The organism is Acinetobacter sp. 226-1 (assembly GCF_030329325.1).
GTDB classification, from domain to species: Bacteria; Pseudomonadota; Gammaproteobacteria; order Pseudomonadales; family Moraxellaceae; genus Acinetobacter; species Acinetobacter sichuanensis.
In genome coordinates this window covers 550,352-562,508 of record NZ_JACANU010000001.1, presented here as the reverse complement: position 1 = coordinate 562,508, position 12,157 = coordinate 550,352, and the positions used below count along the sequence as shown (strand labels likewise).

Genomic DNA, 12,157 nt, shown 5'->3' with positions numbered 1-12,157 from the left:
AAGGATAAATTAGAGATTTTAGAAGAACGATAATGTTGAGTTTCAGTAATGCAGATATCGATCTACAGCTTTGACTAAATATGGAAAAATACTTCAAAATTTTTATTTTAATCGGTAGGTGTTCCAATGCCACAACTGACATTGGAATTTTTGATGCAAACTAAACTTTCGACTTGGTTGCTGAACTTTGCGATACCGCACTATTTGCAGGCACACTTTGTGTAATCCAGACATTCCCACCAATAACAGCACCCTGACCAATGGTAATACGCCCTAAAATGGTCGCACCTGCATAAATCACCACATTATCTTCAACGATAGGATGACGCGCATATTCCTTTTGTAAACGCCCTTCACCATCGACTTCAAAACGCTTCGCACCCAATGTAACTGCTTGATAAATACGGACATTTTTACCGATAATACAAGTTTCACCAATCACCACACCCGTCTCATGATCAATAAAGAAACCTTCATCGATTTCTGCACCAGGATGAATATCAATCCCTGTTTTGGAATGTGAAATTTCAGCAATCAAACGTGCTAATAAAGACAAATCTTTTTTATAAAACTCATGGGCAATACGATGATAAATAATCGCCATAATCCCAGGATAGCAAAGTAATACTTCATCGACACTACGAGCGGCTGGGTCACCGTGATAAGCAGCGATAACATCAGTATCGAGCAGACGACGTAATTCAGGCAATTTTTGTGCAAATTCAGTCACAATATTTTGTGCAATTTCTGAAATTTCGACCAGATCTTCGTGTTGCTTTTTATATTTTGCATCATAGCTCAAATTCAATTTGACCTGCTCAAGCAAGGCATACAATGTCTTTTCCAAAGTGTGCGCAATATAAAAATTTTCACTTTGCTGCCTTAAATCGTGTGGTCCCAAACGCATGGGAAATAAAATACCACACAGATCATTAAGAATTTTCTTGATTTCTTCCTTCGATGGCAACTCCCTGCCACCAAAAACTTTTAATTTTTTTTGCTGAGCACGCCATTCATTACGTGCCTGTTGCAAGTCTATTACGATATTTTGAATATTCCATTGGGTCATGCCTTTACCTGCTGTGTCTTTGCTAATTTCATTATTGTTTTAATAATAAAATGTGTTTCACTCGATTGTTCAGTTCTTCTATGTAAATGGTATTTTAATCATCTGTTTTTATATAATAATTATTCGTATATCTATAGCAGATTTGTATATAAATGAAGCTAAATTTTAAAAATCACTTTTCTAAAAAAAGAATATACAATCCATTTTTTATTCATTTTAAGAATATAAAAAAGCATTATATTGAGCCTAAATATTTTCAATAAATTCTGAAATAACATTTTAAGAATTTGATCAAGGTGAACCATGACTAGCGCAACTCAAATTAATACCATCAAATTAGATGAACAAAAAGTCAAACAAATTTTGACTGAAGCTAAACAGCGCGCAGAAGATCATTATCTAGAGTTTACTGGCACTGTTTTACCACACGAAGCTTGGGCATTATTTCAATCAGATCTTGCTGTTATTGTTGATGTTCGTACAAATGAAGAACGCAAATTTGTAGGTTATGTTGAGGACACCATACACATTCCTTGGGCAACAGGTACAGCATTAAATCGTAATCCACGTTTTGCCAAAGAACTCGAAAATAAAGTCGGGAAGGATAAAATTATTCTGCTACTTTGCCGTAGTGGAAAGCGCTCAGCTGCTGCTGCAAATGTCGCTTTTAATGCAGGATTTGAAAATATTTACAATATTGAACAAGGTTTTGAAGGCGATTTAGATGAAAATAATCATCGTGGTGCTTTCAATGGTTGGCGTTTTCATGACCTACCTTGGAAACAAGAATAATTTGCATTTTTTGGAATAAGCTTAGCATTTTACCTCACAAAAGTTCATTTTTTAATCATAAAAAATTAGAAGATTTTGTGAAGTAAATCTACTAGATTATTCATTCAGCATGACAGCTTTAAAATGAAAAAAATAAAAGATTGATTCAAATTAAAACTGATACAAAGGAGAACACAGGGACATTTTATCTAACATATTCATACTTATTAAAAAACAAACACATTTACAAATACATCAGGATTTACCATGGCTAAAAACCAAGATACACCACGCCAAGCATTAAATGACCTAGCAGCTCGTCAACTTGCCAATGCAACAAAAACTGTCCCACAACTATCAACAATTACGCCGCGATGGTTGACACATCTATTACAATGGACACCTGTAGAAGCTGGTATTTACCGAGTAAATAAAGTCAGTAATACCGATGATATTCAAGTGGCATGTACACAACGTGATGAAGCAACATTGCCACAAACTTTTGTAGACTATGAAGTTAACCCACGTGAATATTTTTTAAATGGTGTTTCAACTGTTTTAGATATTCATACTCGTGTTTCTGACTTATATAGCAGCCCACATGACCAAATTAAAGAACAACTACGCTTAACCATTGAAACCATCAAAGAACGTCAAGAAAGTGAGCTGATCAATAATCCTGAGTATGGCTTATTAGCAAGTGTTTCCGATGAACAACGTATTTCAACGCTTACAGGCGCACCTACACCAGATGACTTGGATGATCTACTACGTAAAGTATGGAAAGAACCTGGCTTTTTCTTAGCGCACCCAGATGCAATTGCTGCTTTTGGTCGTGAATGTACGCGTCGTGGTGTTCCACCTCCAACTGTAAGTCTTTTTGGTTCTCAATTCATCACTTGGCGTGGTATTCCACTGATCCCTTCAAATAAAATTCCTGTAGAAGATGGTAAAACTAAAATCATCTTGCTGCGTGTAGGTGAAAAACGTCAAGGTGTAGTTGGTCTATTCCAACCAGGTCTAGCAGGCGAACAAGCGCCTGGCTTATCTGTGCGTTTTATGGGCATCAATCGAATGCTATTGCCTCTTATCTCATTTCTCTATATTGCTCTTTAGCTGTATTAACAGAAGATGCTTTGGCTGTACTTGAAGATGTGGAGGTTGATAAATACCATGACTATCCAACAACTTACAAGTAATTTACCTTCTACTGATGCTGCATCTGCAACCGCAGATGCACCGATTAGTGAATCGGTTATTGCACAATTGGCAGCAGAGTTTTTCTCTGCTTTGCCAAAGCAAAACTCACATGGTTTAAACTTAGATTTACCTGAGCATGCAGCACCAAGTATCAGCCACCCACCACAGCCAAAGGATCCAATTGCGGCTTTGAGTGGACGCATTCCTGCTGTAGTGCAACAAAGTAGTCTTAACCCTAATTCTACTCAACGCTTGGCTGACCCAACTGCAGATCATCCTGAACGTCGTATTTTGTCTTCATCACCTGTGATTGGTGGCGCGCATAATCCTGATCCTTCAGCATTATTCAATCGTATTCATTTACCTTCAGGCGCAAGTGAAGTACCGCAAGCATCACCCACGCTTGCAAACGATGTATCAGGACCATCAGCTTATTACTTTTTAGACATTCCAAAACCTGATTCATTACAAACGAGTCAGTCTGGTGATGTTTTGCGTAACCCTTTTGCTTTTGATGATTATCATGTTGTTGATGACCATCAACTTCAAGGTTTACTCAAAGATCGTAATGATAAACCCGTAACAACTGAATCGGGCTATTACTTCACAGCAACGCCTCAGTTAGATCAATCTCAATTTAAACGTGATCAAGATTTACAAATCCCAACGACAGCACAAAATTATCAACCCATTGATATTTTGCAAATCCGACGTGATTTTCCAATCTTACAAGAACGTGTAAATGGCAAACAGTTGATTTGGCTAGACAATGCTGCAACAACACATAAACCACAAGCTGTGATTGATCGTATTTCATATTTTTATCAACATGAAAACTCGAACATTCACCGTGCTGCACATGAGTTAGCTGCACGTGCAAGTGATGCTTATGAACATGCACGTGATGTTGTTGCCCGTTTTATTGGCTCTCCTTCTGCACAAAATATTGTGTTTGTTCGAGGGACAACGGAAGGCATTAACTTAATTGCAAAATCATGGGGCAAACAAAATATTGGTGCTGGAGATGAAATCATCGTTTCAAATCTTGAACATCATGCCAATATCGTGCCATGGTTTCAGTTGACCAAAGAAACAGGCGCTAAACTTCGCGTTATTCCAGTAGATGATACAGGTCAAATTCGCATTGATGAGTTTGTGAAGTTACTCAATCCAAGAACCAAACTGGTGGCAATTACACAAGTTTCTAATGCTTTGGGTACCGTAACACCGACTCAAGAAATCATTGCACTTGCACATGCGGCAGGTGTTCGTGTCTTGATTGATGGTGCGCAATCTGTTTCGCATATGCCAACCAATGTGACTGCATTAGATGCTGACTTCTTTGTGTTCTCTGGACATAAAGTCTTTGGTCCTACAGGTATTGGTGCTGTTTATGCCAAATCTGAATTACTTGACACTATGCCTGTTTGGGAAGGTGGCGGTAATATGATTCAAGACGTGACTTTTGAAAATGTAATCTACCAACCTGCACCGAATAAGTTTGAGGCAGGAACTGGAAATATTGCAGACGCAGTTGGTCTGGGTGCAGCACTTGAATATGTAGAAAGCATTGGTATCCATAATATTGCACGTTATGAACATGACTTGCTTGAATATGGTCAACATGCGCTACAAAGCGTTTCAGGTTTAAGATTAATTGGTACAGCTTTGAACAAAGCCAGTGTCATGTCATTTACCTTAGCAGGTTATGAAACTGAAGAAGTGGGTAAAGTTTTAAATCAATACGGAATAGCAGTTCGTACAGGGCATCACTGTGCGCAGCCAATCTTGCGTCGTTTTGGTGTAGAACGTACGGTACGCCCTTCTCTAGCGTTTTATAACACCACTGAGGAAATTGATTTACTGGTTTCAGTCTTGCATCAACTTAGACGAGCAAAACCGTATAAATCTTAATTTTTTATCCAATCATCATCACATGCTTAATTCATTAGGCATGTGATTTTGTCATTTCTTTTTTATAAACCTTTTAAAACAACGCTTTTGTCACAACTTTCCTAGTCACTAAAATACACTTAGGCTATTTCATATTAACAATCAAACGCTTGAGTTTGCACTTTCAAAAGTTACACTTGATAAAAATTTATCACATTTTAAAAGCTTATGTTTTCAATCAAAAAAATCTTAATTCTTTGTGGATTACTAACAAGCACGCAAATTTTTGCTCTACCACAAGACTCGCGCCGTGCAGGTGGCATCGCAGTGATCCCACTTTCACAAAATATTTCTGAAGTAAAATATAAAGATCAACCGATTTTAATCACGCAACCGAATACTCAACGTTATGCAATTTTTGGTATACCACTTTCTACCCCTGTAGGCTCATTAGAACTACAAACCAATGCTCAACCCATTCAAATTGAAGTGAAGCCTTATAAATATGCAGAACAACGCTTGAATGTTAAAAATCAAGATTATGTCAATCCGCAGCAAGAACAACTTGACCGTTATGCGATAGAAGCCAAAGAACAAAATGACATTTATACCTCATTCAGCCCTGCACAATTTTCTGATTTTCCAAACTTTATACGTCCAACTGCTGGAAAATTTAGTAACTCTTTTGGGCGCAAACGTTTCTTTAATGGTGAAGAACGCGCACCACATTCAGGCTTAGACATTCCTGCACCTGTAGGACAGAAAGTGGTTGCTCCAGCATCTGGTGTTGTTGTCGGGGTTGGTGACTATTTCTTTAATGGTCAAACTGTTTTAGTTGATCATGGGCAAGGCTTGATCAGTATGTTTTGCCACTTAAGTAAAATTAATGTTGTAAAAGGACAGAAATTAACGCAAGGCGAGGTTTTAGGCTTAGTTGGTAAAACAGGTCGTGTAACAGGTCCACATTTACACTGGGGAATGAGTTTGAATAACGCTCGAGTTGATCCGCAATTATTTTTAAATCAATAAAACTTAAGCTATTTGCGCATATTTAAGGGAAAACTGAAGATCAGACACATTTTGTAATAATTTTAATTGATATTTTTTCAATTTAAATAAATTTAGTGATTTTCATCAATTTTTTAAGATTAAATGTTGATGTATACACTCGGAATTAAACTTAAAATTTATCAATTTCGAACAAAAAAAAGCCAAAATGTTTTTGGCTTTTTTTTATTGTATTTTATTCTGCTGCAATAATTTCAAAATCATGGCTGATCACAACACCACCATCTGATAGCATTTTACTTGCAGAACAGTACTTTTCAGCAGAAAGTTCAACTGCTTTAGCTACTTGCTTTTCCTTTACATCACGTCCAGTCACCACAAAATGTAAATGAATTTTAGTAAAAACTGCTGGGATTGTATCTGCACGATCAGCCTTGAGCTGACATACAACACCTGTCACATCTTGGCGAGATTTCTTTAATATAGTCACAATATCAAAAGAAGCACAGCCACCAAGTCCCATTAATATCAGTTCCATGGGACGTGGTCCACGGTTTTCTCCGCCATATTCAGCAGAACCATCCATAACAACCTGATGTCCACTTTCCGATTTTGCTTCAAAAGCAACATTCTCTAACCAATGTACGCTAGTTTGCATTGCAACTACCTAAAAAAAGCTATAAATTTACAGTGTACCTGTACACTAGCATAAAATGAGTTGATAAGGAATTTCATCTCTTACGCTTCTATGTGACGAGTTCAATTTAGATTTATGATCTAGTTATTATCCAATTTGGAATTTTTTAGCATGTCTTCTAATTTAGCACAACTTAGTACAGATGCTTTGTCTCCTGGGCAACTGCCAGAATCTGTCAAAGCATTACTCAAGCGTGCTCACATCAATCGTTTTCCGAAACGTACGACTATTGTTGATGCGGGTTCAGAGTCAAAATCACTGTATTTAATTTTAAAGGGATCGGTATCAATCATTTTACGTGAAGATGATGATCGTGAAATTGTAGTTGCTTACCTTAATCCAGGAGATTTCTTCGGGGAAATGGGGTTATTTGAACAAAATCCTCAACGTACTGCTGAAGTAAGAACTCGTGATGTTTGTGAAATTGCTGAAATCTCATATGAGAATTTCCATGAAATCAGCAAACAATATCCTGACTTAAGTTATGCTGTGTTTGCACAATTGGTCAGACGTTTAAAAAATACCACGCGCAAAGTAACAGATCTGGCATTTATTGATGTTTCTGGTCGTATTGCACGTTGTTTAATTGATCTTTCAGCGCAGCCTGAAGCCATGATTTTACCAAATGGTCGTCAGATCCGCATTACACGTCAAGAAATTGGTCGTATTGTAGGTTGCTCACGTGAAATGGTCGGTCGTGTTCTAAAAACACTTGAAGAACAAGGCATGATTGAAACAGATGGTAAAGCCATTCTGATTTTTGATGTATCTTTAGAAGAATCTTCACTCAATGAAGATGAACATGATGATGAATAATTAATTTATATTTTTCATTTTAAAAGCAAATCTTCGGATTTGCTTTTTTATGTGTAACTCTTGTGACTCTCCGTTGAGCTATAAAAATAATTGATTCAAGATAGAAATGTAACACTCATACTTTAACGATAATACTTAAGGATCATCTCAATGAAATATAATCCACTAGGTCAATCAGGTATTGAAGTTCCTGAAATTTGTTTAGGTACCATGACCTTTGGTGAACAAAATACCCAAGCTGAAGCTTTTGAGCAGCTCGCTTATGCTTTAGATCAAGGTTTGTATTTTTGGGACACCGCAGAAATGTATCCTGTACCGCCCAAACCTGAAACACAAGGTGCAACTGAAGAAATTATTGGACAATGGATTGCGCAAAATGGACAACGCGATAAGCTGTTTATTGCTTCAAAAATTGCAGGTCCACAACAAGGTGGCAGCCATATCCGAGATGGGCATACGAAGTTTATTGAAAGTGAAATTGCATCGGCTATAGATGGCTCTTTAAAGCGTTTACAGACAGATTATATTGATTTATATCAGTTACATTGGCCACAACGTGCAACGAATTTCTTTGGTACATTAGGTTATGGCAATAAACAAGCACAACAAAACATTGACATTACGCCTTTAGAGCAAACATTAGAAGCGCTCAGTAAAGAAGTCCAAAAAGGTCGTATTCGTCATATTGGCTTGTCAAACGAAACCCCTTGGGGAACCTTAAAATTTTTACATTTAGCTGAAAAATTAGGTTTAGAAAAAATTGTCAGTGTGCAAAATCCGTATAGTTTGCTCAACCGTACTTATGAAGTTGGTATGTCGGAAATTGCACAGCATGAAAATATTGGCTTATTGGCTTATTCACCTTTGGCTTTTGGATATCTAACAGGTAAGTTCCGTCATGGTGCCCGTCCTGCTGATGCCCGTATTACTTTATTTAGTCGCTTTAGCCGTTATAGTAACCCTGAAAGTGAATGGGCAATTGAGCAATATGCATTGCTTGCTGAAAAGCATGGTTTAAGTCTGACACAATTAGCATTGGCTTTTATTAAGCAACAATTTTTTGTGACCAGTACCATTATTGGAGCAACAAACTTAAACCAACTGAAAGAAAATATTGCAGCTTTTGAGCTGACTTTATCTGATGAAATTTTACAAGGTATTGAAGATATTCACCGTCAACAACCTAATCCTGCGCCTTAACTGAAAGACAACATTGCCCCGAATCATTGGATTTGGGGCACTCTCTAAAATGAGGGATCAAATACGGGTCACTTCACGAGCAATAACCAAACGTTGAATATCTGAAGCACCTTCATAAATTTGGCTGACTCGAACATCTCGATAAATACGCTCTACTGGAAAATCGGATACATAACCATAACCACCATGAATTTGAATGGCATCAGAGCAAACTTTTTCTGCTATTTCTGAAGCAAAAAGTTTTGCCATAGACGCTTCTTTCAAACAGGGTAAATTTGCATCTTTTAAACTCGCAGCATGCAAAATCAACTGTCGTGCTGCTTCAATTTGTGTAGCCATATCCGCTAAACGAAAAGCAACTGCCTGATGTTGCACTAATTCAACTCCAAAAGCTTTACGCTCATTTGCATATTCGACTGCGGCATCTAAAGCTGCACGTGCCATACCGACACACTGTGATGCAATGCCAATTCGACCAGATTCTAAGTTTGATAATGCAATTTTATAACCTTCGCCTTCTTTACCTAATAAGTTTTCAGCAGGAATGCGACAATTTTCAAAAACAATAGTGGCAGTATCAGAGCAATGTTGTCCCATTTTATTTTCAATACGAGACACAATATAACCTTGTGTGTCTGTCGGTACGAGGAAGCATGAAATACCGCGTTTGCCTGCATCTTTATCCGTGACTGCAAAAACGATTGCGAGCTGTGCATGTTGTCCTGTGGTAATGAATTGCTTTGTTCCGTTGATTACCCATTCATCTCCATCACGCACAGCTTTACATTGTAAAGCCCCAGCATCTGAGCCTGCTTGCGGTTCAGTCAAACAAAAACAGCCAAGCCATTCCCCTGTTGCGAGTTTGGTTAAATATTTCTGTTTTTGTTCTTCTGTGCCATAACGCTGTGTAATACCGCATGGTAATGAGTTTTGTACACTAACAATAGTTGAAATAGCACCATCCCCTGCGGCAATTTCCTCAAGTGCTAAAACCAAAGAAATATAATCTAAACCTGCACCGCCATATTGTTCCGCTACAGTCATTCCCAATGCACCTAATGCGCCTAATTCTTTGAGCTCTTGTGCAGGAAAATGAGAGGTTTGATCACGTTCTGCTGCTGTGGGTTTTAATTTGCTTTGTGAATAATCACGCATCATGTCCTGAATCATTTTTTGTTCTTCGTTTAAAATCATCACAGCATCCTTTCTATATACTTTTTTAGGCAAAAACTGACTGACTTGGTCTATAAAAAACCAAGAGAATCAAAGGTAAATTAAATTTTTAGTGAGAAATTCATATACTTCTTCATTGAATCCAAAGAAGTATATGAATAAAAATAGATGATTAAATTTAGAAAAATCTTATTTTAATGCACTACTTAGGTTGCATACGAATTGCACCATCAAGACGAATGGTTTCACCATTTAAATAACTATTTTCACAAATTTGCCCAACCAATGAAGCAAACTCTTCTGGTTTTGCTAAGCGTGGCGGAAATGGCACCATTTGCCCTAAAGCATCTTGGACATTTTGTGGTAGCGCTTTTAACATTGGTGTTTCCATAATGCCTGGTGCAATCGTCATCACACGGATCGCATGCTGTGCTAGTTCACGTGCTAAAGGTAAAGTCATCGCCACAACTGCACCTTTTGATGCTGAATACGCAGTTTGACCAATTTGACCATCAAAAGCAGCCACAGAAGCGGTATTGATAATCACCCCACGGTCTTCTTCACCTGCTTGTAACTCATATTTTGCAATTAAATTTGCTGCAAAGCGAAGCATGTTAAATGTGCCTGACACATTGATATTTAATACACGTTGAAAATCAGTTAATGCATGAATGCCTTTTTTACCTAAAACTTTTGCCGAAGGGCCAATACCAGCACAATTCACTAAGCCATTAAGCTGTCCATATTCTTGTTCAACATCATTAAAAAACTGTTCAACTGTGGTCTCATCTGTCACATCAAGTTGGACAAATTTAGCATTTTCACCCAATTGTTTTTGGGTTTCTTGACCTAGCTCACTATTCATATCCACAATAATGACTTTTGCTTGACGCTCAACTAAAAATTTTGCTGTTGCTGCACCTAAACCTGATGCACCGCCAGTCACAACAAACACTTTTCCTTCGATTTTCATATTATTTTCCTATTCATTTTTTGAATATATGCACTCGACTTAAGCAGCAGAGTAAACATAGTTAAGCTTGAGTACAATTTCCAAAACGTGCATCTTTGCTGATGTATTTGGACAATTGTTTCGTGCTACAAAATAATGGAATTGCTCATGAATAATCAACCGCCTCAGTATAGCAAAGGAACAATTTCTATCGCATTGGTACATGAAGCCTTAGCAACTGCACAACAAAAAGAGCTAAATTTAACCCAGCTACTTCATAACGCAGGTATTTCAATAGAAATGCTACATTCTCCTAAAAGCCGTGTCTCAGTCAGTGCTTTTGCTCAACTTTGGACAGAAATTGCCAACCAGATGAATGATGAATTTTTTGGCATGGACAGTCATGGAATGCGAAGAGGCAGTTTTCAATTATTATCTAAAATGCTGATGCAAGCTGAAACAGTCAAAGTTGCACTCAATCAAATGTTACAGTTTTTAAATGCAATCCTTGATGACTTTCAAAGTACGTTATTTATTGAAGAAAATTATGCTTATATTGTGATTTATGAGCGTAAAAGTACTAAAAATATGTTTGCTTATGCCACTTATTTCATGTTAATTCATGGTTTAATTTGCTGGCTCAGTGGTCAACGTTTAATCATCAATAAAATTCAACTAAAATGTGCAGCACCTCTTGATGATCATGATTATAAAGTTAGATTTTGTGAAAATATTCAATATGATAGTAATGAAAACTATCTACAATTTGATGCTAATTATTTAAAAATCCCCATCAAACAAGATCAACAATCTTGGTATAAATTTATCCGTCAGACACCCGAAAACTTATTGGTACGTTTTAAAAACCCTTATGCACTCAGTTCGATTATTCGTAAATCCCTCATGCAACAGTCACCTGAAAAATGGTTAGAACTCAATATTTTAGCCCAACAGCTCAACATGTCTGAAGCCACAATCCAACGTCGTTTAAAAAGTGAGGGAACGAGCTATCAACAATTAAAAAATGAAATCCGTCGAGATACTGCAATTGAACTACTGAGCACCAGCCAAAAAACCTTACAAGAAATTAGTGATGAATTATATTTTCAAGACCCAAGTGCTTTTCATCGTGCCTTTAAAAAATGGACGGGAGTCAGTCCAGGTTCTTATCGTGAACAATCATAAGTCTATGAACGAGTAACAATAGTATAAGAAATCACTTTGTATTTAGAGCAAAAAATAGTGTCATTTTATATAACTTTGCATTGTTCATTCGTCTGAATCTGTTTGCTAAAAATACAAGATTGGGTTACTTTTCAACCAAATTCAGCTATATCATTTTTAGCTATTTTATCTTCCAAAATTGCTTTTATTGTTA

At 37.1% G+C, this 12,157-nt stretch carries 10 protein-coding genes and 1 pseudogene; 7 read left to right on the top strand and 4 right to left on the bottom strand.

Translation table 11 applies throughout. The features are described 5' to 3' along the window. Nucleotides 1-160: 160 nt before the first annotated feature. Nucleotides 161-1,069 carry a serine O-acetyltransferase EpsC gene (epsC, locus tag HX124_RS02610; RefSeq protein ID WP_286381851.1) on the bottom strand — a complete coding sequence of 303 codons (909 nt, stop codon included), beginning with the start codon at nt 1,067-1,069 and terminating at the stop codon, nt 161-163. A gap of 303 nt (nt 1,070-1,372) precedes the next feature. Here epsC and HX124_RS02605 point away from each other — a divergent pair, with 303 nt between their 5' ends. From HX124_RS02605 to HX124_RS02590, 4 genes and pseudogenes are all read left to right on the top strand, one after another. After that, nucleotides 1,373-1,861, top strand: a complete 489-nt coding sequence (locus HX124_RS02605; protein WP_286381850.1) for a rhodanese-like domain-containing protein — start codon at nt 1,373-1,375, stop codon at nt 1,859-1,861. Between the two features lie 246 nt (nt 1,862-2,107). Further along, nucleotides 2,108-3,039: pseudogene (locus HX124_RS02600) on the top strand (family 2A encapsulin nanocompartment shell protein). Continuing rightward, nucleotides 3,014-4,954, top strand: coding sequence for a family 2A encapsulin nanocompartment cargo protein cysteine desulfurase (locus HX124_RS02595; RefSeq protein ID WP_286381849.1), 1,941 nt, complete (start codon nt 3,014-3,016; stop codon nt 4,952-4,954). The pseudogene HX124_RS02600 and the gene HX124_RS02595 overlap by 26 nt, the downstream one beginning before the upstream one ends. Nucleotides 4,955-5,161: 207 nt before the next feature. Next, nucleotides 5,162-5,962: a peptidoglycan DD-metalloendopeptidase family protein gene (locus HX124_RS02590; RefSeq protein ID WP_107007346.1), complete on the top strand. Its 801-nt coding sequence runs from the start codon at nt 5,162-5,164 to the stop codon at nt 5,960-5,962. A gap of 214 nt (nt 5,963-6,176) precedes the next feature. On the opposite strand, the gene HX124_RS02585 is transcribed toward HX124_RS02590, so the two are convergent. Beyond that, complete coding sequence (locus HX124_RS02585) at nt 6,177-6,599, bottom strand: OsmC family protein (RefSeq protein WP_107007347.1); 423 nt, start codon at nt 6,597-6,599, stop codon at nt 6,177-6,179. Between the two features lie 150 nt (nt 6,600-6,749). Here HX124_RS02585 and crp point away from each other — a divergent pair, with 150 nt between their 5' ends. Further along, entirely contained in the window at nt 6,750-7,454 is a 705-nt protein-coding gene (gene crp, locus HX124_RS02580) for a cAMP-activated global transcriptional regulator CRP (RefSeq protein ID WP_286381848.1), read from the top strand. Nucleotides 7,455-7,604: 150 nt separating this feature from the next. After that, a complete protein-coding gene (locus tag HX124_RS02575) occupies nt 7,605-8,654 on the top strand; it encodes an NADP(H)-dependent aldo-keto reductase (protein ID WP_286381847.1) in 1,050 nt (349 codons plus the stop codon). A gap of 57 nt (nt 8,655-8,711) precedes the next feature. Here HX124_RS02575 and HX124_RS02570 read toward each other — a convergent pair whose 3' ends face one another. Together HX124_RS02570 and HX124_RS02565 are read right to left on the bottom strand one after the other, a co-directional pair. After that, nucleotides 8,712-9,848 carry an acyl-CoA dehydrogenase family protein gene (locus HX124_RS02570; RefSeq protein ID WP_286381846.1) on the bottom strand — a complete coding sequence of 379 codons (1,137 nt, stop codon included), beginning with the start codon at nt 9,846-9,848 and terminating at the stop codon, nt 8,712-8,714. A gap of 181 nt (nt 9,849-10,029) precedes the next feature. Continuing rightward, nucleotides 10,030-10,800, bottom strand: a complete 771-nt coding sequence (locus HX124_RS02565; protein ID WP_107007351.1) for a 3-hydroxyacyl-CoA dehydrogenase — start codon at nt 10,798-10,800, stop codon at nt 10,030-10,032. 147 nt (nt 10,801-10,947) lie between these two features. Between HX124_RS02565 and HX124_RS02560 the strand changes: the two genes are divergently transcribed. Beyond that, nucleotides 10,948-11,964 (top strand): AraC family transcriptional regulator, encoded by a 1,017-nt coding sequence (locus HX124_RS02560; RefSeq protein WP_213069629.1) that lies wholly within the window; start codon nt 10,948-10,950, stop codon nt 11,962-11,964. Nucleotides 11,965-12,157: the final 193 nt, after the last annotated feature.

What these genes read in the sequence shown, in the direction of transcription:
- HX124_RS02570 (WP_286381846.1), bottom strand. Translation starts at nt 9,848, where the DNA reads ATGATTTTAAACGAAGAACAAAAAATGATTCAGGACATGATGCGTGAT.
- HX124_RS02565 (WP_107007351.1), bottom strand. Translation starts at nt 10,800, where the DNA reads ATGAAAATCGAAGGAAAAGTGTTTGTTGTGACTGGCGGTGCATCAGGT.
- HX124_RS02560 (WP_213069629.1), top strand. Translation starts at nt 10,948, where the DNA reads ATGAATAATCAACCGCCTCAGTATAGCAAAGGAACAATTTCTATCGCA.
- HX124_RS02585 (WP_107007347.1), bottom strand. Translation starts at nt 6,599, where the DNA reads ATGCAAACTAGCGTACATTGGTTAGAGAATGTTGCTTTTGAAGCAAAA.
- HX124_RS02575 (WP_286381847.1), top strand. Translation starts at nt 7,605, where the DNA reads ATGAAATATAATCCACTAGGTCAATCAGGTATTGAAGTTCCTGAAATT.
- epsC (WP_286381851.1), bottom strand. Translation starts at nt 1,069, where the DNA reads ATGACCCAATGGAATATTCAAAATATCGTAATAGACTTGCAACAGGCA.
- HX124_RS02605 (WP_286381850.1), top strand. Translation starts at nt 1,373, where the DNA reads ATGACTAGCGCAACTCAAATTAATACCATCAAATTAGATGAACAAAAA.
- HX124_RS02590 (WP_107007346.1), top strand. Translation starts at nt 5,162, where the DNA reads ATGTTTTCAATCAAAAAAATCTTAATTCTTTGTGGATTACTAACAAGC.
- crp (WP_286381848.1), top strand. Translation starts at nt 6,750, where the DNA reads ATGTCTTCTAATTTAGCACAACTTAGTACAGATGCTTTGTCTCCTGGG.
- HX124_RS02595 (WP_286381849.1), top strand. Translation starts at nt 3,014, where the DNA reads ATGACTATCCAACAACTTACAAGTAATTTACCTTCTACTGATGCTGCA.